Raw genomic sequence first — 21,347 nt, forward strand, 5'->3', positions numbered from 1 at the left:
AGGAGGAGTGGGGGCGTACGGGCATGCGTCACCCTTGAAGGGCGGCACACCGCGTAGCGTCCACCGGCCCAACCGCGAGGCCCGGACGTGTCGGTATCCGGTTCGGTCGAGCCGGATACGCCGTCGGCAGGTCGTCGGACTCCTGGGTGCACGAATGCGCACCAATCACACCGTTGCGGGACAGTTCCGGATTCACACCGGATTTCCCTGCGGCGACAGCGAGCATGAGCATACATGTGGGGGCGGTTGGATGAGGCAGCCCCCACATGTTGTGTCGCACGGGAAGAGTGACTGCGGCTGTCACAGGGCTCCGCTATCGTCGTGAGCACAAGGAGGTACGCCCCATGTCAGCGATCGACGACCGGCCCCACCTGCTCCCCGAAGAGTTCGACGAGGCCACGCGCATACTGGCCCGCACGACCGAGGGTGTGCGGCTGGAGCTCATCGACGGGAGGCTGAGGAGCAGGGTTGTGCCGGACGGGGACCACGGGCGGATCATCGAGTGGCTGACGCGCATCTGTCTGCAGTCACGGCCCGAACTGTGGCTCTACCCGGGCCAGGGACTGAAGGTGCAGGCCTACCGCAAGGGCCGAGCCCGGCCCGACGGTTCCCTCGCGCCCAGCGGTGCGTTCGTCGGCCAGGGCGAGTGGGCCGACACCGAGCAGGTGCTGATGGTCGTCGAGGTCACCTCGTACGACACCGACACCGACCAGCGCGACCGGGTGGAAAAGCCCCGCGCGTACGCCGAGACGGGCATCCCGGTCTATCTGCTGATCGACCGGGACACCTGCGAGGTGACGGTCTACAGCGAGCCCGACGGCGTCCGGTACGAGAACGCGCACACCGTCCCGTTCGGCAAGCCCGTCGCGCTGCCGGCCCCGGTCGAACTGACCCTGGAGACCGAAGCCCTGAAGGAGTGGGTGCGCTGACGGCGACGGCCGTCGCATCCCGTGGATGTGACGGCCCGTGCTGGGCGGCGCCCGGTGTGTGCGGCAGCCCTCGCGGATGACGTGCTCGTGGCCGGCTCAGAGCCGGCGCTCCATCTGCTCCACGGCGTTCTTGGCCTGGAGGAGGTCGGCTCCCGTGATTTCGCGGTAGCTCTTGATCGCCGGGATCTTCTTGCCCTCCTGGAGGAGCGCGACGACCTTCTCCATCTCCGGGTCGGTGTGGCTGATGCCCAGGCTGTCGAGGATCAGGTCGATCTTGGCTTCGAGGCGTGCGATCTGGCGTCCGGTGCGCTTGATCCGGCTGTCGGCGACGGAGCCGGTGAGCACGACGAGGATGACGAGGGCGACCAGGGCGAGAAACAGAGTGTGCGTGTCCATGATCGGCGATCCTAGGCGGTACGGCGGCGCCGGATTCCCCTGCTGAGGCGCCCCTTTGCCGCCACCCGGCCTCCGCACGGCAACGGGCCGCCGCCTCCCCCAGGGGAGACGGCGGCCCGTACGAGGCGCCGCTCAGCAGCAGCGGAAGCCCTCGCGGGGGTCCGCCTCGCGGGCGTCCGTGCGGCTGCGTTCGAACTCGCGGCGGGTCATGACCGGCGCTTGGGGGTCGCAGGACCTCGCGTGGGCCACGTACCGGTCGTACGTGGCTTCGCCGGTCAGCTCGCGGACGTACCAGCGGATGCGGCCCGCCGCGCGGCGTACGTCCGTCAGAGTCATTCGGAGGTCCCTGTCCCGGCCGGCGCGGCGTCCGCGGTGTCCTTGCGGATGCCGCCCTCCGGGCCGACGCCGGCCGCGACCAGCTCGGCCTTCTCCTCCTTGGTCGCGATGATCGACGCGGGGGCGACAATCCTGGACTCGACGTACGGCGCCTCGTGGAGCCGCACGGTCTCGGGAGCGCGGACCGCCTTCATGCAGACCCGGCCGGCGTCCGCCAGTACGACCACGATGAGGATCGCGAAGAGCGCGCACAGCACGCCGTCGACCGTCGAGTTGGTGACGACGGTCTGCATCTGGTCCATGTTCTTGGCGGGCGGCAGCACCTGGCCCGCGTCGATGCCGGCCTGGTACTTGTCGCGCTGGGCGAAGAAGCCGACCTTCACGTCGTCCGAGAAGATCTTCTGCCAGCTGGCGGTGAGTGTGACCGCCACGTCCCAGGCGAGCGGCACCGCCGTCACCCAGGCCCACTTCAGGCGGCCGGACTTGACGAGCAGTACGGTGCAGACGGCGAGCGCGACGGCGGCGAGCAGCTGGTTCGCGATGCCGAACAGCGGGAAGAGCTGGTTGATGCCGCCGAGCGGGTCGTGCACGCCGACCCACAGGAAGTAGCCCCAGCCGCCGACGACGACCGCGCTGGCGAACCAGACGCCCGGCTTCCAGCTGACCTGGCGGAACGGCTTGTAGACGTTGCCGAGCATGTCCTGAAGCATGAAGCGGCCGACACGGGTGCCCGCGTCCACCGTCGTCAGGATGAACAGCGCCTCGAACATGATCGCGAAGTGGTACCAGAACGCCTTCATGGCCGTGCCGCCGACCACCGCCGAGAAGATCTCCGCCATGCCGAGCGCGAACGTCGGCGCGCCACCGGTGCGCGACTGCAGGCTCGCCTCCTCGACGTCCTTGGCCGCCTGGGTGAGCGCCTCGGGAGAGATGGAGAAGCCGAGGTTTCTCACCGCTTCGGACGCGGACTGGACGGTGTCCCCCATCACGCCGGCGGGTGAGTTGATAGCGAAGTACAGGCCCGGGTCGATGATGGAGGCGGTGATCATCGCCATGACCGCGACGAACGACTCGGTCAGCATCGCGCCGTAACCGATCATCCGGATCTGCGTCTCCTTCTGGACCATCTTCGGCGTGGTGCCCGAAGAGACCAGGGAGTGGAAGCCGGACAGCGCGCCGCAGGCGATGGTGATGAAGACGAACGGGAACATCGAGCCGGCGAAGACGGGGCCCGTGCCGCTGGTCGCGAATTCCGTGACCGCGGGCATCTTCATCGTCGGCAGGGCGATGAAGACGCCGACCGCGAGCAGCCCGATCGTGCCGACCTTCATGAAGGTGGAGAGGTAGTCGCGCGGGGCCAGCAGCAGCCACACCGGGAGGACCGAGGCGAGGAAGCCGTAGATGATCATCCAGATGACGAGCGTGCCCGGCTCCAGCGTGAAGGTGTCCGCCCACGAGGACTCCGCGACCCAGCCGCCCGAGACGATCGCGAGCAGCAGCAGCGCGACGCCGATGACGGAGACCTCGCTGACCCGGCCCGGACGCAGTACGCGCAGGTAGACGCCCATGAAGAGGGCGATCGGGATCGTCATGCCGATGGAGAAGACGCCCCACGGGGAGTGCGCGAGCGCGTTCACGATGACCAGGGCGAGCACCGCGAGCAGGATGATCATGATGGCGAAGACGGCGACCAGGGCGGCCGCGCCGCCGAAGGGCCCGATCTCGTCACGCGCTATCTGGCCGAGCGAACGGCCGTCGCGGCGGGTGGAGAAGAAGAGCGTCACCATGTCCTGGACGGCGCCGGCGAGGATGACGCCGACGATGATCCAGATCGTGCCGGGCAAGTAGCCCATCTGCGCGGCGAGTACGGGACCGACCAGCGGGCCGGCGCCCGCGATGGCGGCGAAGTGGTGCCCGAACAGGACGCGGCGGTCGGTGGGGTGGAAGTCGACACCGTTGTCGAGCCGCTCGGCGGGAGTGGCGCGGTTCTTGTCGACCTTCAGGACCCGGTTGGCGATGAACCGCGAGTAGAAGCGGTACGCGATGGCGTACGAGCCGAGAGCCGCCGCGAGCATCCACGCGGCGGAGACCTCTTCACCGCGCGAGAGGGCCAGTACGGCCCAGGAGATGGCGCCGACGAGGGCCACCGTGCTCCATATCGCTATGGACTTCGGGGACAGGGCCCGTTGTCTCTGGGCTGGCGTTGTCGACTGCGACTCCGGCATGACGATCCGTCCCCTCGCGCGATCTTTACTCGTAACGTGCGCGAAATCTAGGTCCTGTGACCGCCGTCCGTAACCCCCTGTCCGCATATCGGTACGGACACGGCCCGATCACCGCAGGTCAGGGCCGTACGAGATCGTTGCCGCCGCAGCAGAGGTCGCCCCCGGCCGCCCCCGGCTCGCCGCCGTGTCAGTCCGTCGGCCGCTTGAGGTTCGCGACGAACTTGTAGCGGTCGCCCCGGTAGACCGAGCGCACCCACTCCACCGGCTCGCCGTTCCCGTCGATCGAGTGGCGGGACAGCATCAGCATCGGCAGGCCCACGTCCGTACCGAGCAGCCCCGCCTCGCGCGGGGTGGCCAGTGACGTCTCGATCGTCTCCTCGGCCTCGGCCAGGCGTACGTCGTATACCTCCGCCAGTGCCGTGTAGAGGGACGTGTACTTGACGAGCGAGCGGCGCAGCGCCGGGAAGCGCTTCGCCGACAGGTGCGTCGTCTCGATGGCCATCGGCTCGCCGCTCGCCAGCCGCAGCCGCTCGATCCGCAGGACCCGGCCGCCCGCCGAGATGTCGAGGAGGCCGGCGAGGGTGTCATCGGCGGTGACGTAACCGATGTCGAGGAGCTGGGAGGTGGGCTCCAGGCCCTGCGCCCGCATGTCCTCCGTGTACGACGTGAGTTGCAGCGCCTGCGAGACCTTCGGCTTGGCCACGAACGTGCCCTTGCCCTGGATCCGCTCGAGCCGGCCCTCGACGACCAGCTCCTGGAGCGCCTGGCGCACCGTCGTACGAGAGGTGTCGAACTCGGCCGCCAGGGTCCGCTCCGGCGGTACCGGGGTTCCGGGCGGGAGAGTTTCCGTCATGTCCAGCAAATGCCGCTTGAGCCGGTAGTACTTGGGTACGCGCGCCGTGCGTGTTGCCGCCGCCGCCGTACCCTCGGCCTCCGTGCCGCCCCCGTCCGTGGCCATGACCCGCCTTCCCGACTTCTGTGCTGCTGCCGTCACCGGCTCCTCCGACTGTCGCGGCTCACATGGTGGCACGGCCTTGTCACAGGTCGTCGCCCTTGCTCAGGTGTCGGTCCGATAACGGACGCGAGAGCCCTTCTTATACACCCTTGACACCCCTAAAGGTCTAGGCCAAGCTCCCGGTACTGGTCTAAACCATTAAAGACCAACCCAGCCCCGGGCAGTAGTCGTCGTAAGTCTTCGCGGTGGGCGGGGGGTTGCTGGAATCCCTGAGGAGTGGTGGCGTGAAGCGCAAGCTCATCGCGGCGATAGGCGTCGCGGGCATGATGGTCGGCATTGCGGCGTGCGGCGGCTCGGACAGCGCGGGCGGTGGCGACAAGGCGAAGCCCAAGGAGCTCACCGTCTGGCTGACGGTCGACGCCCAGAACAACTGGCCCGAACTGGTCAAGGCGGCCGACGACACGATCGTCAAGAAGTACCCGGGCATCAAGATCAAGCACGAGTACTACGGCTGGCCGGACAAGAACGCCAAGCTCGACGCCGTACTCGCCACGGACAAGGCTCCGGACGTTGTCGAGATGGGCAACTCCGAGATGGTCGGCTACATGGCCACCGGTGCCTTCGCCGAGATCGACCCGTCGAAGTTCGACAAGTCGGGCGACTGGCTGGACGGCCTCAAGCTGTCCGTCACCTATGAGGACAAGACCTACGGTGTGCCGTACTACGCCGGTGGCCGTGTGGGCACCTGGCGCAAGGACATTGCCGCCGACGCGGGCGTGAAGGCCACGCCGAAGACGTACAAGGAGCTCACCTCCGCCCTGGACAAGATCCAGGAGAAGAAGGGCGACAAGTTCAGCGCCTGGTACCAGCCGTCGCCCGACTGGTACGCGGCCATGTCGTTCGTCTACGACGCCGGCGGCTCCATCGCCGAGCAGAACGGCGACCAGTGGAAGTCCAACCTGTCCTCGCCGGAGTCCCTCAAGGGCCTGGGCGAGTACAAGAAGGTCCTCGACAAGTACATGCACGCCGACAAGACCAAGGACGAGGCCGACCGTCCGATCGTCTTCGGCCAGGGCAAGGCGGCGACGATGTTCGCCGCGGCCTGGGAGGGCGGGACCGCCGCCGACCCGAAGAACGACAAGGTCGGCAAACTGGCCGACAAGATCGAGAGCTTCGTGATGCCCGGCCCGTCCGGCAAGAACCTCCCGGTCTTCCTCGGCGGCTCCGACCTGGCCATCCCGGTCAAGTCCGACGCCCAGGCCGTCGCGGGTGAGTGGATCAACGCGTTCACCGGCGCCGAGGGCCAGAAGGGGCTCATCGGGAAGGGCAACCTCCCCAACAACAAGTCGGATCTGGAGCCCCTGAAGTCGGACCCGGCGACCGCCGTCCCGGCCACCGCCGCCGCGTCCAGCTGGTTCGTTCCCACCGCTCCCGGCTGGGGTCAGGTCGAGAAGGCCAAGATCCTCCAGACCATGCTCAAGGAGATCGGCACCGGCAAGAAGTCGGTCGAGGCCGCCGCGAAGGCCGCCGACGCCGAGATCGACAAGGTCATCAACACCAAGTGACCTTGAGCGGGCAGGGCCTCGCCGGTTCGGCGGGGCCCTGCCCGCCCGCAGTAGGAGAGGGAGCTGTGAGGAGCGCGCGATGAGTGCCGCAGAGACAACCACCGCCAAGGTGCCGCCGACGCGGCCGTCGCCATCACCACGGAACGGGGCGCAAGTTCCCGGAAAGCCCGGAAGGCCCGGAAAGGGCGTCAGGACACGGGTAGCCGACAGGGCCGCCGTGCCCTGGGCCCTTCTCGCGCCCTGTCTGCTGATCACCGTGCTCGTCATGGGCTATCCGCTGGTGCGGCTGGTCACGCTCTCCTTCCAGAGCTTCGGCAAGTCGGAGCTGTGGGGCTTCAAGGACGCCGAGTGGGTCGGCCTCAAGAACTTCGGCGCCATCCTGGGGGACGGCGAGTTCTGGGCCGTCGTCGTACGGACCATCGTCTTCACGGCCGGCGCCGTCATCCTCACCATGGTGCTCGGCATGCTGATCGCCCTGCTGATGCAGCGGGTGTCCGGCTGGGTCAAGGCGCTCATCAGCATCGCCCTGGTGGCGAGTTGGGGCATGCCCATCATCGTGGCCACCGCGATCTTCAAGTGGATCTTCGACACCGACTACGGCGTCCTCAACTGGCTGCTGAGCAAGCTGCCCGGAGTCGAGATGGTCGGCCACAACTGGTTCGCGAGCGGCCCGCAGGGTCTCGCCGTGATCATGCTGCTGGTCGTGTGGGGCGCGGTGCCCTTCGTCGTCATCACCCTGAGCGCCGGTCTCACCCAGGTCCCCAAGGAGATGGAGGAGGCCGCCCGGCTCGACGGCGCCGGTGCCTGGGGCGTCTTCCGCTGGGTCACCCTGCCGATCCTCAAGCCCATCCTCGTCATGCTGACCACGCTCTCGGTGATCTGGGACATGGGCGTCTTCCCGCAGGTCTTCGTGATGCGGGGCGGCAACCCCGAGGCCGAGTTCCAGCTGCTGACCACGTACTCGTACCAGAAGGCGTTCGTCGTCAACGACTACTCCGGCGGCTCCGCGATCGCCCTGGTCACCGTGTTGCTGCTGCTTGGCGTGGTCGCCGTCTACATGCGTCAGATGCTCAAGATCGGAGAGGTGGAGTGACCTCGACCACCGCGGCTCCCGCCGGCGTCCAGCACCGTCCCAAGAGCCAGAACCGTCCCAAGGGCCGTCCCCGCAAGGGCAGGAGGGGAAAGGCCGGCTGGAACGCCGTCGGCCTCCTGGTCTTCGTCGTCATGGGCTTCCCGGTCTACTGGATGCTCAACACGGCGTTCAAGCCGGCCAAGGACGCGATCGACCCCGACCCGCAGTTCTTCCCGAGCCCCTTCACGCTGGAGAACTTCAAGCGAGCGTTCGACGTCGCGGACTTCTGGGGGCCGGTCGGGCGCAGCCTGGCCGTCTCCTCCGTCGTGGTCGTCATCGGCATCGTGGTCGGCATGCTCGCCGCGCTCGCCATCTCGAGGTTCGCCTTCCGTGGCCGCAAGATCGTGATCGTGGGCATCCTCGCGGTCCAGATGGTCCCGCTGGTCGCCATGATCATCCCGGTCTTCCTGCTGCTGAACGAGCTGGGTCAGTACGACAAGATCACCGGCCTGATCATCACGTACCTGACCTTCATCCTCCCCTTCACCGTGTGGACGCTGCGCGGCTTCATCGTGAACATCCCGAAGGAGCTGGAAGAGGCGGCCATGGTCGACGGCTGCACGCGCACCGGAGCGTTCGTACGGGTGGTCTTCCCGCTGCTGGCCCCCGGAATGGTGGCCACCTCCGTCTACGGGTTCATCCAGGCCTGGAACGAGTACCTGTACGCCCTGATGCTGATGAGCCAGCAGAACCAGACAGCCACGGTCTGGCTCGGCAACTTCACCACCAAGCACGGCACGGAGTACGCCCCGATGATGGCCGGCGCCACGATGATGGCCGTCCCCATCGTGATCCTCTTCCTCCTCGTCCAGCGCAAGATGGCCGCGGGCCTGACGGCCGGCGCAGTGAAGGGATAACGCCGCCATGACGACGCTCGTAAGCCGCACCGACACCCTGACCCGCGACGCTCTCGCCGTCCTCCAGCCCGGATTCCCGGGCACCGCGGCCCCTGACTGGCTGCTGCGCCGGGTCGGTGAGGGCCTGACCTCCGTGGGCCTCTTCGGCCGTAACATCGCGTCTTCCGCGCAACTGGCGGCGCTCACGGCCCAGTTGCGAGCCGAGCGTGACGACGTGCTCGTCGCGATCGACGAGGAGGGCGGCGACGTCACCCGCCTGGAGGTCCGCAACGGCTCCTCGTTCCCCGGCAACCTCGCGCTCGGCGCCGTCGACGACACCGCCCTCACCCGGGACGTCGCCCGCGAACTCGGCCGAAGGCTCGCCGAATGCGGCGTCAACCTCAACTGGGCCCCGTCCGCCGACGTCAACTCCAACCCGGGCAATCCGGTCATCGGTGTACGTTCCTTCGGCGCCGACCCGAAGCTCGTGGCCCGGCACACCGCGGCGTACGTCGAAGGCCTCCAGGCATCCGGTGTCGCCGCCTGCACCAAGCACTTCCCGGGCCACGGCGACACCGCCGTCGACTCGCACCACGCACTGCCCCGCATCGACGTGGACTTGGACACACTGCACGCCCGTGAGCTGGTGCCTTTCCGGGCCGCGATCGCCGCGGGCTCCAAATCCGTGATGAGCGCGCATATCCTGCTGCCTGCGCTCGACCCGTCCCGTCCGGCCACTTTGAGCCCGCAGATCCTCACCGGTCTGCTGCGCGAGGAGCTCGGCTACGACGGGCTGATCATCACCGACGGCATGGAGATGCAGGCGATCTCCGCGACGTACGGAATCGAGCGCGGCAGCGTCCTGGCGATCGCCGCCGGCGCCGACGCGATCTGTGTCGGCGGCGGACTGGCGGACGAACAGACCGTGCTGCGGCTGCGCGACGCGCTGGTCGCGGCCGTGCGGGACGGCGTACTGCCGGAGGAGCGACTGGCCGACGCGGCCGCGCGCGTGCGCGCGCTCGCGAGCTGGACGCGGGAGACCAGGGGGGCCCGGAAGGCCCCGGGGCCGGGCGTGGCTTCACAGGAGGGGACCGCGCCCGGCGCCGGTACGGGCCCTCGCGCCGAGGTCGGTCTGGTGGCCGCGCGGCGGGCTCTGCGGATCACGCGGAGCACCGGGTTCGAGCCTGTCACTTCCGCCCCGTACGTCGCTTCCTTCTCCCCGGTCGCGAACATCGCCGTCGGCGACGAGACGCCGTGGGGTGTGGCCGCCGAGCTGGCACGCCTGCTGCCGGGCACCACGACGGGTACGTACGGCAGCGAGAACTCCGCCCCGGAGCAGGTGATCGGGGCCGCGGGCGACCGCCGGATCGTCGCCGTCGTACGCGATGCCCACCGCCACCCGTGGATGGCGGTCGCGCTGGAGGCGCTGACCGCTGCCCGGCCGGACACGGTCGTGGTGGAGATGGGCGTCCCGCAGGCGCGGTCGCGCGGAGCCCTGTACATCGCGACGCACGGCGCCGCGCGGGTGTGCGGTCTGGCCGCCGCCGAGGTCGTCGCCGGCGTCTGACACCTGCCGCATACGACAAGTGCCGAGATCCGGGGGGATCTCGGCACTCGTCCTGTGCGGGTAGTGCTACAGGCCCTGCCAGGCCGGCTTGGCCGCGTACGTGGCGCGGAAGTAGTCGGCCAGCTTCAGCTTGGACGCCGCCGCCTCGTCGACGACGACCGTCGCGTGCGGGTGCAGCTGGAGGGCGGAGGCCGGGACCAGCGCGGCGACCGGACCCTCCACGGTCTGCGCCACGGCCTCGGCCTTGCCCTCACCAGTGGCGAGCAGTACCAGGTGGCGGGCCTCCAGGATGGTGCCGATGCCCTGGGTGATGACGTGGTGGGGCACCTGGTCGATGTCGTTGTCGAAGAAGCGCGCGTTGTCGACGCGGGTCTGCTCGGTCAGCGTCTTGATCCGGGTGCGGGAGGCGAGCGAGGAGCACGGCTCGTTGAAGCCTATGTGCCCGTCGGTGCCGATCCCGAGCAGCTGGAGGTCCACGCCGCCGGCCTCGCCGAGTGCGCGGTCGTACGCCTCGCACGCGCTCTCGATGTCCTCGGCGGACCCGTCGGGCCCCATGAAGGACGCCTCGGTCAAGCCGAGCGGCTCGACGACCTCGCGCAGTACGACGGAGCGGTACGACTCGGGGTGCCCGGCGGGCAGACCGACGTACTCGTCGAGCTGGCAGATCCGGGCGCGCGACGCGCCGGCCCCGCCCGCGCGGACCTTGGCGGTCAGCGCCTCGTAGATGGGCAGCGGGGACGAACCGGTGGCCACGCCGAGCAGCGCGTCGGGCTTGTGGCTCAGCAGCCGGGCGATGGCCGCCGCGATGAGCTCGCCGCCCGCTTTGGCGTCCGGAACGATGACAACTTCCACGCTGAGCCTGCCGATCTGAGAGGGGGAGCCGCTTGTGGTATAGACCAATCTAGCAGAGGGGTCGCCGTCTGCCGGGTGGTCTTCGCCATGCGGACGCCCGTATCTCCATGGTCGACTGGGACGCGCCGATCGTCACCTTTTTGGAGGCACCGAGCATGGTCGAACAGCCAGGCAGGATCATGTCCGCCGAAATCGCGGAGCAGCCCGCGGTCCTGCGCCGGATCCTCGAAACCGGTGCCCCGCGGATCCGCGAGACCGCGCGGGCGATCGCCGCGAGAAGCCCGCGCTTCGTCCTGCTCGCCGCGCGCGGTACGTCGGACAACGCGGCCCTCTACGCGAAGTACCTGCTGGAGATCCAGCTCGGCCTGCCGTGCGGACTGACCTCCATGTCGACGACGACGGCGTACGGCGCCCGCCCCGACCTCAGGGACGTCCTGCTCGTCACGGTCAGTCAGTCCGGCGGCTCGCCCGACCTCGTGGCTTCCACCAGGGCGGCCCGCGAGGCCGGCGCGATCACGCTCGCCGTGACCAACAACGCGGACTCGCCGCTGGCGGCGGTCAGCGAGTACCACATCGACATCCTGGCGGGGCCGGAGAAGGCCCTGCCGGCGACGAAGACGTACACCGCCTCCCTCCTCGCCCTCTACCTCTTCGTGGACGGTCTGCGGGGCGGTGACGGGTCGGCGGCGGCGGCCCTGCCCGGCCTGGCAGACGGGATTCTGGCGCGCCAGGCGGAGATCAGGCAGTTGGCCGGCCGCTACCGGTTCGCCGAACGGATGGTCATCACGTCGCGCGGTTACGGCTATCCGACGGCCAAGGAGGCGGCGCTCAAGCTCATGGAGACGAGCTACATCCCGGCTCTCTCCTACTCCGGCGCCGACCTGCTGCACGGCCCGCTCGCCATGGTCGACAACATCTCGCCCGTCATCGCCGTCGTCACGGCCGGCAAGGGCGGCGAGGCCCTCCAGCCCGTCCTGGACCGACTGCGCGGCCGCGGCGCCGACCTGGTGGTGATCGGGCCGCAGGCGCAGGTCGACGCGGCCTCGGCGGGATTCGTGCTGTCCATGGAGGGCGTACCGGAGGAGCTCCAGCCGGTCCTGGAGATCCTGCCGCTCCAGCTCCTGGCGTACGAGGTGACGATCGCCAGGGGCCAGGACCCGGACGCCCCGCGCGCCCTGGCGAAGGTCACGGAGACCCACTGACCTCCCTCTGTGCCCTTGAGGTCTCAGGCCAGTGAGCCGCCCGTCGTGTCCAGCCACTGGCCCGTGATCCAGCGGGCGTCGTCGGAGGCCAGGAACGCCACGACGTCCGCGATGTCGGAGGGCTCCCCGACCCGGCCCAGCGCCGACATCGCGGCCGCCCCCGCCCACACCTCGTCGCTCGCACGCAGCCAGCCCGCGTTGATGTCCGTGTCCACGATGCCGGGAGCCACCGCGTTGACCGTGATGCCCCGGGGGCCCAGCACCTTGGACAGGTACCGGGTGAACACGTCCAGCGCGCCCTTGCTCATCGCGTACGCGATCAGGTCCGGCATGACCGCCGCGTGCGACAGGCCGGTCGAGACGTTGATGATCCGCCCGCCGTCCCGCAGCCGGTCCGCTCCCCGCTGCGCCACGAAGAACGGCGCCTTCGTATTGACCGCGAACACCCGGTCGTACTCGGGCTCCTCGATCTCGGCGAAGCCGTTCCACGCCGCGATCCCCGCGTTGTTGACCAGGATGTCCAGCCCGTCGGGGGAGTGGCGGTCGAACTCCGCCCACAGCGCCGCCGCGTCCCCCTCCACGCCCAGCTCCGCGCCGATCGCGAACGCCGAGCCGCCCGCCGCCTCGATCGCGGCCACCGTTTCCTTGGCCGCCACGTCGTTGCTGCCGTAGTGCACGGCGACCCGCGCCCCCTCCCGGCCCAGGCGAAGTGCGATGCCGCGTCCGATGCCCCGGCTGCCGCCCGTGACCAGTGCCGTCTTGCCCGTGAGCGTGCTCATTGCGACGCCCCCCATTTCTCTAGTGGTCGCTACAGAAAGAACCGTAACAGATAACCTAACGACCGCTATAGAATTGAGGTCATGGCGACGAGACAGCGCGGCCGGCCCCGCTCCTTCGACCGTGAAGCGGCGCTGCGGCAGGCGACCCTGGCCTTCTGGGAGCACGGTTACGAGACGACGTCCGTCGCCGACCTCACCCGTGTCATGGGGATCGGGGCGCCGAGCCTGTACGCCGCCTTCGGCGACAAGAAGGCGCTGTTCGCGGAAGTCGTGAGCTCGTACGGCGAGTGGTACGGCTCCTTCGCGGCGCGCGCGCTGCACGAGGAGCCCACTGCCCGCGCCGGCATCGCCCGGATGCTCCACGAGGCGGCCGGCGAGTTCACCGATCCCACGCACCCGCGCGGCTGCCTGATCGTCTCCTCGGCGGTCAACTGCACGACGTCGGAGGTCGAAGCGGCCCTGCGCGACCAGCGCAACGCCAACCTCGCCGCGATCGAGGCCCTCATCCGCGCGGACATCGACGCGGGCGTGCTGCCGCGGGGCACCGGTGCCCGCGGCCTCGCGCGCTTCAGCGGCGCCGTGTTCCAGGGGATGTCGCAGCAGGCGCGCGACGGCGCGACGAAGGGGGAGCTGGAAGCGGTGGCCGCGCAGGCCATGTGTGCTTGGCCGGCCGGGGCGGATGACCGCTAATCTGACTCGGCACGGCCATAGACACAACGTAATGGTCTAGTCCACAATGTGCAGGTAAAGCTTCCTCCCTCCCCGCACAGGAGGGCGGAACGAGGTACCGGCGCTCTCTGCCCTGACTGCGCCGTGGCCTCCGTCGGCCGCGCGGGACCGCACATCCGCTCGGCCGGAGCAGCTCCGGGCTGCGGTGCCGGGAGGGCTGAGGGTCCCTCCCAGGCGCCGCGGCCATGGGGTCGCTCGCTCGAACGGGCGGGTACGCTCGCACATGTGCCCTCCATGAACGACCTCGTCCGCCAGCACACCGCTCTGAGTGAAACCGACCTCGAGTGGCTCCACCTGCTGGTCTCGGAGTGGCAGCTGCTCTCCGACCTCTCCTTCGCCGACCTCGTCCTGTGGGTCCCCACCCTCGACGGGACGCGCTATGTCTCCGTCGCGCAGATGCGGCCCAACACGGGCCCCACGTCCTACCAGGACGACATGGTCGGCCACCTCGTCCCGCGCGGCCGCCGCCCGCTCCTCGACGCCGCCCTCGACGAGGGCCGGATCGTGCGCGAGGGGGACCCGGAGTGGCGGGAGGAGGTCCCGGTCCGGGTCGAGTCGATTCCCGTACGCCGCGAAGGCCGAGTCCTGGGCGTCATCGCCCGCAATACGAACCTGCTGACCGTACGGACCCCCAGCCGTCTGGAGCTGACGTACCTCCAGAGCGCCTCCGACCTGGCCCAGATGATTGCCGCCGGGTCGTTCCCCTTCCCGGCCCAGCAGGTCGACATGGACGCCTCGCCGCGCGCGGGCGACGGGCTGATCCGGCTCGACGCGGACGGCATCGTCCAGTACGCGTCGCCGAACGCGCTCTCCGCGTACCACCGTCTCGGCCTCGCCTCCGACCTCGTCGGGCACCACCTCGGCCAGGCCACCGCCGAACTCGCCCCGTCCCGGGGCCCGGTGGACGAAGCCCTGGTCAAGCTGGCCAGCGGCTATGCCCCGCGCGAGACCGAGGTCGAGGGGAACAGCGGGGTCATCCAGCTGCGCGCGATCCCGCTGAAGCCCAAGGGCACCCGGATCGGTTCGCTCGTACTGTGCCGCGACGTCACGGAACTGCGCCGTCGCGAGCGCGAGTTGATCACCAAGGACGCGACCATCCGGGAAATCCACCACCGGGTGAAGAACAACCTCCAGACGGTCGCGGCACTGTTGCGGCTCCAGGCGCGCCGGATGGACTCGGAGAAGGGCCGCGAGGCGCTCAATGAGGCGGTGCGACGGGTCGGCTCGATCGCGATCGTTCACGAGACGCTCTCCCAGAACCTCGACGAGCGCGTCGAGTTCGACGAGATCGCCGACCGGGTGATCGCGATGGTCGCAGAGATCTCGCCGGGAAAGGTCGACTGCCGCCGTACGGGCCGCTTCGGCATACTCGACGCCGAGGTCGCGACGCCGCTGGCGATGGTCCTCACCGAGATTCTGCAGAACGCGCTGGAGCACGCCTTCGCGCCGGCGGAGCACGGCTCGGTCGAGGTGGCCGCGGTGCGCGGCGGCGAGCGCAAGGACGCCCGGCTGCTGATCACCGTCCAGGACGACGGCCGCGGACTGCCCGAGGGGTTCGACCCGCAGCGGACCGGCAATCTGGGGCTGCAGATCGTACGGACGCTGGTGGAGGGCGAGTTGGGCGGGACCTTCGACATGGTCCCTGGTCCCGAGGGCGGTACCCGGGTCGTACTCGACGTTCCCGTACGCGCCGACAAGTAGTCCGACGTACGACGTAGTACGTAGGGTGACGTAGTACGCAGGGCAAGAAAGCGGCGAGCCCCGGACCGAGGATACGGTCCGGGGCTCAAAGCTCACGTTGCTATGCGCATCGGGGGTACTGCGCGCTGCGGCTCGGGGGCGGGTGGTGCGTACGCGCTGTACGCGCCGCCAAGCTCAGGCTCGTGCGGGGTGGTGGTTCAGGCGGTCGCGTTACGCGCCCGGTTGCGGGCGGCGCGGCGCTTCATCGCGCGGCGCTCGTCCTCGCTGAGGCCACCCCAGACGCCGGAGTCCTGGCCGGACTCGAGCGCCCACTGCAGGCACTGCTCCATGACGGGGCAGCGGCGGCAGACGGCCTTGGCTTCCTCGATCTGCAGCAGCGCAGGACCGGTGTTGCCGATGGGGAAGAACAGCTCCGGGTCTTCCTCACGACAAACGGCGTTGTGACGCCAGTCCATGGCTGCTACCTCTCCTTGGTATTACAAGCACGTTGCTTGTGAATGTGAACGCTTTCACGAATCCCCCCGCAAGTGAAGGGCCGACTGCCAGTCGCCTGGTGTGGGTCCTGTGTGGAGGAGGGGTTCTGGCTTTCAGTGGAGGCTGGTGTTGCGGGCCGTCCCGATCGCCATGTAGAGATTCGCAAACCTCGGCAGCGGATACAACCCCTTCTGGAAAGTTTTTTTTGATTCCTCGGTGTCGGGTAGGTCACAGCCGTACTTCTATGGGGTGTAACCCAGCCCGTACGTTCGAGTTAAAGGACTTTTGCGCCTTCCGCTCACACAATCACACGCAGTGCACGGCGAACGCCTGTGAACGTCACGCTCGTACGCAGCCCCAGGTGGTCACCGTCCATCTGGAAGGGCAGTGGGGCCTTCGAATGCAAGGTGAAGTCGGTCAGGTCGTGCAATGTCACCGCATGCTTACCGTGCGGCCCGCGCTCGGGCGACGAGGTCAGCAACTGGGTCGCGTAACGGGCCACGGCAGGGGTGGACAACTTGCTCAGTCCGAGCACGTCCAGCGCCTTGTCGAACGAGGCCTCCGGGGACGCGTACATCGGGCGATTGCCCAGGTAGGTCCAGGGGGAGGTGTTGCAGACTATGGACAGCACAAGATCTTCGACCGGGTCGTGACCGGGGCGCTCCAGGGTGATCAGCCCCTGCCGGCGGTGCGGTTCCGTCACGAACTGGCGCACCACCTGACGCACATAGAGGGCGTGCGTCGAACGTTTTCCGCGCTCCCGGTGCTGCTCGACCCTTCCGATCACTCCGGCGTCGAAGCCGAAGCCCGCGCAGAACGTGAACCAGCGGGCCGGAACCGATTCGTCCTCCGTTCCCGGGGTACCCGCGGCCAGACCGAGACCGACCGTGCGCTCACTGCGGGTCTTCAGCGCGTCCAGAATGGCGCCGGTCGCCTCGACCGCGTCGTTGGGGATACCGAGGGCGCGTGCGAAGACATTCGTGGAACCGCCCGGGACCACGGCGAGGCGCGGAAGCCTTTCCGGGTCCGGACCCTCGTGGAGGAGACCGTTGACGACCTCGTTGACCGTGCCGTCGCCACCGAGCGCCACGACCAGCTCTATGTCCTTGCTCTCCACTGCCCGCCGGCCCAGGTCGCGGGCGTGCCCGCGGTACTCGGTCGTCACGACTTCCAGCTTCATCTCGCTGGCAAGGGCATGGATCAGGACATCGCGGGTGCGCGCGCTGGTGGTGGTAGCTGCCGGATTGACCACGAGGAGTGCACGCATGGGCGCCAGACTACCCAGTGGGGCGTACCCGGCCCAGACCTGGTCCGCCGGGGCAGGCCGTTACGCTGCAGGGGTGAGCAATGAGCAGACTCCCGAACCCCTCGCCGCACCCCGCCCCACCCGGCTGACCGCCGCAGCGGGGCTCGCCGCGCTGGAGGGCCTGGCCCTGGTCGTAGGCGGCGCGTACATGCTCGTCATGGGTCTGCTCGGCAGTCCCGACAAGCCCGAGCAGGCGGAGATGGGCGGCCTGACGCTGCTCGTACTGGCGCTGCTGCCGCTGCTGGCCGCGCGGGGGCTGCTGAAGTGCCGCGCGTGGAGCCGCGGGCCCGCGATCATCACGCAGATCATGGCGCTGCCGGTGGCCTGGACCCTGCTGCGCTCCGAGGGCTCCCTGCTGATCCCGGCCGGCATCGTCCTCGCGGTGGTGGCCGTGACGTCCCTGGTCCTGCTGGTCAATCCCGAGACGACCCGGGCGCTCGGCATTCGCGGTCCCCGCGACGCATAACTACAGCGCCGCGGGTCACCGCTGGGGCGGCACGGACCGTACCTTCCGTACGGGCTACTCCTCGACCAGAAGCTTTTCGCGGAGCTGCGCCAGCGTGCGCGCCAGCAGCCGGGAGACGTGCATCTGGGAGATGCCGACCTCCGTGGCGATCTGCGACTGCGTCATGTTCCCGAAGAAGCGCAGCAGCAGAATCCGCTTCTCGCGCGGCGGAAGGTCTTCCAGGAGCGGCTTCAGTGACTCCCGGTACTCGACGCCTTCGAGCGCCTCGTCCTCGGAGCCCAGCGTGTCCGCGACCGCCGGGGACTCGTCGTCGGTGTCCGGCACGTCCAGCGACAGCGTGCTGTACGCGTTGGCGGACTCCAGCCCCTCCAGGACCTCTTCCTCGGAGATGCCCAGGCGCTCGGCCAGCTCGTGCACGGTCGGGGACCGGCCGTGCTGCTGGGAGAGCTCGGCCGTGGCCGTCGTGAGCGACAGGCGCAGCTCCTGGAGCCGGCGGGGCACGCGAACGGCCCAGCCCTTGTCGCGGAAGTGCCGCTTGATCTCGCCGACGACGGTCGGGGTGGCGTACGTCGAGAACTCGACGCCGCGCTCCGGATCGAACCGGTCCACCGACTTGATCAGGCCGATCGTGGCGACCTGCGTGAGGTCGTCGAGCGGCTCGCCGCGGTTGCGGAAGCGGCGGGCCAGGTGCTCGACCAGAGGCAGGTGCATGCGCACCAGCCGGTTGCGCAGCTCCGCCTTCTCGGCCGATCCGTCCGGCAGCTTGCGCAGCTCGATGAACATCGCGCGCGCACCACTGCGGTCGTGCGGATCGTGGCGCCCGTGCTCCAGCTCCGTGGATTGCTGTCCGTGCTCGCTCATATGGCCCGCCCGCTCTGCCTGCTCCGCCGCCACCGTGCCCACCGGGCCGTCCACCGGTCCGTCGACCGCCGGCCCGTCGGCCACCACCGGTTCGTCGACCGGGTGGGGCCGGGCCTGCTGCTCAGGGATGTCCGAGGGTGCGGGCGCCGACGCGGCCGGGACCGCGCGCCCTCCCGTCGGCGTCTGTGGGCTGAGCTCCTCGTTGCGCACCGGCCCGTCCCCGTCCCTCACGCCGGCCCGGGTCCCGCGCCGCGCTGTTTGTACAGGCTGATGGTGACCGTTCGGTCCTCCGCGACCGAGGAGTCGACCTTGCCCGCCAGTGCCGAGAGCACCGTCCAGGCGAAGGTGTCTCGCTCCGGCGCGCGTCCGTCGGTGGTGGGGGCCGAGACCGTGACGTCGAGCGAGTCCTCGACGAGCCGGAAGACGCAGCTGAGGACGGAACCGGGCACAGCCTGCTGGAGCAGGATCGCGCAGGCCTCGTCGACTGCGATGCGCAGATCCTCGATCTCGTCGAGGGTGAAGTCCAAGCGCGCCGCGAGTCCGGCCGTGGCCGTACGCAGCACGGACAGGTAGGCACCTGCAGCGGGCAGCCGGACTTCCACGAAGTCCTGGGTCCCGGGCTCGCCTGCGATCTGGGACACCCTCACCTCCAAGGTGGCACAAGCTCTTTCGGGGGTCCGGGAGGCAGCGCCCCCCGAAGCCACGCGGTACGTCGTTACGTCGTTCGCCGGTGACGCTATCGCGATCCATTCTGCCCTGTCGCCGGGCCCCCACCCAGGACTGTCACTCATGGTAAGCACATGAGTACGCACAGTGGCTAGGGGTCTGCGGCGCCCAATTGGAAACAACCGGCGCCGGGTTGACGTACCCACACGTCAGACGATCGAACCGTCCTCGTGGCACCAGCGCCAGTGTCCCCGGGCTCGAAGCTGCGTACCACCGAATGGCCGTCCTCGCTCCGGGCCCGGGCCCGGGTGCGGGGCCGCGAAGGGGTGGCGTACTGACGCCGGCGAAGATGAAGGGCCCGCTGGAGATCGTGTGGTCCCGGCCTCTGCCTCAGGGTGCCGAGCCGTCCACGGTGACCGTGTCCCAGGACAGTGCGGGCCGCTGGTTCGTGTCCCTGCTGTGCGAGGACGCGTCCGTCATTCCCCGGCCGGCCGCAGCCGTCGCGGACCGGCTTCGGGCCGTTCTCGAGAGGCGTCGAAACGCCGTCTGGGAACATGCTGCGCAGCCTGATGCGCAGACTCGACCTGGAGGAGGCGGCGGCCTACCGCGCGGAGTCGGGCTGACCCGTGATCACGGCCGCGACGGTGGTGCCGGGCGGGAAGGCGTCCTCGGTGGCGAGGACGGTCAGTCCGTACAGCATCTTGGCGACGTAGAGCCGCTCCACAGGCAGCCCGTGCCGGTCTTCGAAGTCCGTGGCGAACGCTTCGAGTTCCGGGGTGGTACGGGCGTATCCGCCGCAGTGGAAGCGGTCGTCCAGGGTCCAGTCGCCGGCGGGGGCGCCGAAGGCGGCGTCCTGGAGCGCGCGTATCTCGTCGCCGAGGAAGCCGCCCTTGAGGGCCGGGAACCCGATGACACGTTGCCCGGGCCCCAGCCCCGCCGCGAGCCCGGCGACGGTTCCGCCGGTGCCGCATGCGACTCCCACGACGTCGGCGACCCCGCGCAGCTCCCGCCCGAGCCGGACGCACCCCCGCACGGCGAGGGCGTTGCTGCCGCCCTCGGGAACGACGTAGATGTCCCCCACTCCGCTCCTTCCCGAACGCCCTTCGTTTGAAAATGTCACAGCGGGAAGGGGCAGGTCGGGGCAAAGGCCCCGCGCAGCGGCCGAGACCAGCTCGGCCAGCACCTCCGGCTCCGCCTTCGCCCGATACGTCGCCCGGTCCACGAAGCGCAGCCGCATGCCGTCCGCCGCGCAGCGGGCCAGGGACGGGTTCAGGGGGCGCCCGGACAGCTCGCCGCCCCGTACGACACCGATCGTCGGGAAGCCCAGCAGCCGGCCCGCCGCGGCCGTGGCCCGCAGGTGGTTCGAGTACGCGCCACCGAAGGTCAGCACCGTGCGCCCCGCCGCCGCCCGCAGATTCAGCTCCAGCTTGCGCCATTTGTTGCCCGGCAGATCCGGGTGGATCAGATCGTCGCGCTTGAGCAGCAGCCGTACGCCGCGACGGGTGAAGCGCTCGTCCTCGGCCTGCCACAGCGGCGACGGGAGCCGCGGCCGCAGGCGGGAGAGGTCGAGCGCTTCGTGGGTCATGCACCCATTGTCGCCACAGGCGGCGCCACCCACTGGCCTCAGCTGAGGCGTTCGTGGATCCGCGCGCGCATCGTGTTCATCGAGAAGCCCCGAGGGTCTATTTTCCCCGGCTGCCATTCGAGGTGGCCGATGACCGAACGCGAGTTCCATCCGTGGTGCCTGCAGACGGCCGCCGCCGCCCGTTCGATGGCTTCGAGCTGCGCCTCGGGCCACGGGTCCTCGCCGTTGCCGAGGTTCTCGCACTCGAAGCCGTAGAAGTGCCGGTTTCCGTCGGTGTTGGACTCGTTGTCGGGCGGCAGGGCCCGCTCGGCGATGACCGCGCGCAGTACGTCGTCGTCGCCCAGCCCCGCGTGGTTGGCGCGGCCGTACCCGACCAGATGGATCGAGCCGCTTTTGGCGATCACGCCGTGGCAGAGCGGACCGGGGAGTCCGGGATAGCCGTCGCGGCAGATACGTACGGTCTTGGCGGTGCCGGAGGTGACGGTGTGGTGAATCATCACGCCGTGTACAGGCCCCCAGGGCCCCTTGTGGTTGCGGTTGTGCGTACGCCAGTCGCCGACCTGGACGACGTCGATGCCCTCGTCTCTCAGTACGGCGAGAAATCTGCTCGCGGACATGGGTGAGGCCATGACCGCCTCCTTATGTGAGTCGCGCACCATCTCGTACCGCTGCTTGTACCCGAACTCCGCTGTCACGGCTATCTGTTCGGACAGCGTGCGAGCCGATCCGGTCAACTTGCGTGCCGGCCCGTCACTTCGGTGCCGTGCGACATGCCCCGCTCCCCG

At 69.3% G+C, this 21,347-nt stretch carries 21 protein-coding genes, 1 pseudogene and 1 riboswitch; of the genes and pseudogenes, 10 read left to right on the forward strand and 12 right to left on the reverse strand.

Annotated elements, in window-relative coordinates:
- Window positions 1-108 precede the first annotated feature (108 nt).
- A riboswitch (cobalamin riboswitch) is annotated at window positions 109-232 on the reverse strand.
- 112 nt (window positions 233-344) lie between these two features.
- The gene (locus AC1P0E_RS22885; protein ID WP_482744005.1) at window positions 345-929 is read left to right on the forward strand and encodes a Uma2 family endonuclease; all 585 of its coding nucleotides are present in this window, start codon (window positions 345-347) and stop codon (window positions 927-929) included.
- Window positions 930-1,025: 96 nt separating this feature from the next.
- On the opposite strand, the gene AC1P0E_RS22890 is transcribed toward AC1P0E_RS22885, so the two are convergent.
- The 4 genes from AC1P0E_RS22890 to AC1P0E_RS22905 form a co-directional block, all read right to left on the reverse strand.
- Window positions 1,026-1,325 (reverse strand): hypothetical protein, encoded by a 300-nt coding sequence (locus tag AC1P0E_RS22890; RefSeq protein WP_482744006.1) that lies wholly within the window; start codon window positions 1,323-1,325, stop codon window positions 1,026-1,028.
- A 132-nt stretch (window positions 1,326-1,457) separates the two neighbouring features.
- Window positions 1,458-1,661 (reverse strand): YbdD/YjiX family protein, encoded by a 204-nt coding sequence (locus tag AC1P0E_RS22895; protein ID WP_482744007.1) that lies wholly within the window; start codon window positions 1,659-1,661, stop codon window positions 1,458-1,460.
- On the reverse strand, window positions 1,658-3,886 hold the full coding sequence (locus tag AC1P0E_RS22900) for a carbon starvation CstA family protein (RefSeq protein WP_482744008.1): 2,229 nt from the start codon (window positions 3,884-3,886) through the stop codon (window positions 1,658-1,660). The genes AC1P0E_RS22895 and AC1P0E_RS22900 overlap by 4 nt, the downstream gene beginning before the upstream one ends.
- A 187-nt stretch (window positions 3,887-4,073) precedes the next feature.
- A complete protein-coding gene (locus AC1P0E_RS22905) occupies window positions 4,074-4,844 on the reverse strand; it encodes a GntR family transcriptional regulator (RefSeq protein ID WP_482745867.1) in 771 nt (256 codons plus the stop codon).
- A gap of 281 nt (window positions 4,845-5,125) precedes the next feature.
- Between AC1P0E_RS22905 and AC1P0E_RS22910 the strand changes: the two genes are divergently transcribed.
- The 4 genes from AC1P0E_RS22910 to AC1P0E_RS22925 all read left to right on the forward strand — a co-directional run bounded on the left by AC1P0E_RS22910 (window position 5,126) and on the right by AC1P0E_RS22925 (window position 9,941).
- Window positions 5,126-6,406 carry an extracellular solute-binding protein gene (locus tag AC1P0E_RS22910; RefSeq protein WP_482744009.1) on the forward strand — a complete coding sequence of 427 codons (1,281 nt, stop codon included), beginning with the start codon at window positions 5,126-5,128 and terminating at the stop codon, window positions 6,404-6,406.
- A 79-nt stretch (window positions 6,407-6,485) separates the two neighbouring features.
- Complete coding sequence (locus AC1P0E_RS22915) at window positions 6,486-7,499, forward strand: carbohydrate ABC transporter permease (protein WP_482744010.1); 1,014 nt, start codon at window positions 6,486-6,488, stop codon at window positions 7,497-7,499.
- The gene (locus AC1P0E_RS22920) at window positions 7,496-8,395 is read left to right on the forward strand and encodes a carbohydrate ABC transporter permease (protein ID WP_482744011.1); all 900 of its coding nucleotides are present in this window, start codon (window positions 7,496-7,498) and stop codon (window positions 8,393-8,395) included. The genes AC1P0E_RS22915 and AC1P0E_RS22920 overlap by 4 nt, the downstream gene beginning before the upstream one ends.
- A gap of 7 nt (window positions 8,396-8,402) precedes the next feature.
- Window positions 8,403-9,941 carry a glycoside hydrolase family 3 protein gene (locus tag AC1P0E_RS22925; protein ID WP_482744012.1) on the forward strand — a complete coding sequence of 513 codons (1,539 nt, stop codon included), beginning with the start codon at window positions 8,403-8,405 and terminating at the stop codon, window positions 9,939-9,941.
- Between the two features lie 66 nt (window positions 9,942-10,007).
- Here AC1P0E_RS22925 and nagB read toward each other — a convergent pair whose 3' ends face one another.
- Window positions 10,008-10,793 carry a glucosamine-6-phosphate deaminase gene (nagB, locus tag AC1P0E_RS22930; protein ID WP_482744013.1) on the reverse strand — a complete coding sequence of 262 codons (786 nt, stop codon included), beginning with the start codon at window positions 10,791-10,793 and terminating at the stop codon, window positions 10,008-10,010.
- A 155-nt stretch (window positions 10,794-10,948) separates the two neighbouring features.
- Between nagB and AC1P0E_RS22935 the strand changes: the two genes are divergently transcribed.
- Entirely contained in the window at window positions 10,949-11,995 is a 1,047-nt protein-coding gene (locus tag AC1P0E_RS22935; RefSeq protein WP_482744014.1) for an SIS domain-containing protein, read from the forward strand.
- Window positions 11,996-12,018: 23 nt separating this feature from the next.
- Here the strand turns inward: AC1P0E_RS22935 and AC1P0E_RS22940 are convergent, their stop codons facing one another.
- Window positions 12,019-12,774, reverse strand: a complete 756-nt coding sequence (locus tag AC1P0E_RS22940) for an SDR family oxidoreductase (RefSeq protein ID WP_482744015.1) — start codon at window positions 12,772-12,774, stop codon at window positions 12,019-12,021.
- A gap of 81 nt (window positions 12,775-12,855) precedes the next feature.
- On the opposite strand from AC1P0E_RS22940, the gene AC1P0E_RS22945 reads away from it, so the two are divergent.
- Both AC1P0E_RS22945 and AC1P0E_RS22950 read left to right on the forward strand, forming a co-directional pair.
- A complete protein-coding gene (locus AC1P0E_RS22945) occupies window positions 12,856-13,464 on the forward strand; it encodes a TetR/AcrR family transcriptional regulator (protein WP_482744016.1) in 609 nt (202 codons plus the stop codon).
- Between the two features lie 264 nt (window positions 13,465-13,728).
- Entirely contained in the window at window positions 13,729-15,204 is a 1,476-nt protein-coding gene (locus AC1P0E_RS22950; RefSeq protein WP_482744017.1) for a sensor histidine kinase, read from the forward strand.
- Between the two features lie 197 nt (window positions 15,205-15,401).
- Here AC1P0E_RS22950 and AC1P0E_RS22955 read toward each other — a convergent pair whose 3' ends face one another.
- A complete protein-coding gene (locus tag AC1P0E_RS22955; RefSeq protein WP_004937597.1) occupies window positions 15,402-15,659 on the reverse strand; it encodes a WhiB family transcriptional regulator in 258 nt (85 codons plus the stop codon).
- A 317-nt stretch (window positions 15,660-15,976) separates the two neighbouring features.
- Window positions 15,977-16,945 carry a diacylglycerol/lipid kinase family protein gene (locus tag AC1P0E_RS22960; protein WP_482744018.1) on the reverse strand — a complete coding sequence of 323 codons (969 nt, stop codon included), beginning with the start codon at window positions 16,943-16,945 and terminating at the stop codon, window positions 15,977-15,979.
- Between the two features lie 73 nt (window positions 16,946-17,018).
- On the opposite strand from AC1P0E_RS22960, the gene AC1P0E_RS22965 reads away from it, so the two are divergent.
- A complete protein-coding gene (locus AC1P0E_RS22965; RefSeq protein WP_482744019.1) occupies window positions 17,019-17,450 on the forward strand; it encodes a hypothetical protein in 432 nt (143 codons plus the stop codon).
- Window positions 17,451-17,504: 54 nt separating this feature from the next.
- On the opposite strand, the gene AC1P0E_RS22970 is transcribed toward AC1P0E_RS22965, so the two are convergent.
- Both AC1P0E_RS22970 and AC1P0E_RS22975 read right to left on the reverse strand, forming a co-directional pair.
- Window positions 17,505-18,395, reverse strand: a complete 891-nt coding sequence (locus AC1P0E_RS22970) for an RNA polymerase sigma factor SigF (protein WP_482745868.1) — start codon at window positions 18,393-18,395, stop codon at window positions 17,505-17,507.
- 143 nt (window positions 18,396-18,538) lie between these two features.
- Entirely contained in the window at window positions 18,539-18,952 is a 414-nt protein-coding gene (locus tag AC1P0E_RS22975) for an ATP-binding protein (RefSeq protein WP_482744020.1), read from the reverse strand.
- Window positions 18,953-19,299: 347 nt separating this feature from the next.
- Here AC1P0E_RS22975 and AC1P0E_RS22980 point away from each other — a divergent pair.
- Window positions 19,300-19,482: pseudogene (locus AC1P0E_RS22980) on the forward strand (RNA-guided endonuclease TnpB family protein); the annotation flags it as partial.
- Window positions 19,483-19,578: 96 nt separating this feature from the next.
- Here AC1P0E_RS22980 and AC1P0E_RS22985 read toward each other — a convergent pair.
- Both AC1P0E_RS22985 and AC1P0E_RS22990 read right to left on the reverse strand, forming a co-directional pair.
- Window positions 19,579-20,562, reverse strand: coding sequence for a 1-aminocyclopropane-1-carboxylate deaminase/D-cysteine desulfhydrase (locus AC1P0E_RS22985; RefSeq protein WP_482744021.1), 984 nt, complete (start codon window positions 20,560-20,562; stop codon window positions 19,579-19,581).
- 38 nt (window positions 20,563-20,600) lie between these two features.
- Window positions 20,601-21,191 carry an N-acetylmuramoyl-L-alanine amidase gene (locus AC1P0E_RS22990; RefSeq protein ID WP_482744022.1) on the reverse strand — a complete coding sequence of 197 codons (591 nt, stop codon included), beginning with the start codon at window positions 21,189-21,191 and terminating at the stop codon, window positions 20,601-20,603.
- Window positions 21,192-21,347: the final 156 nt, after the last annotated feature.

The organism is Streptomyces sp. TRD_SC_5 (assembly GCF_056836825.1).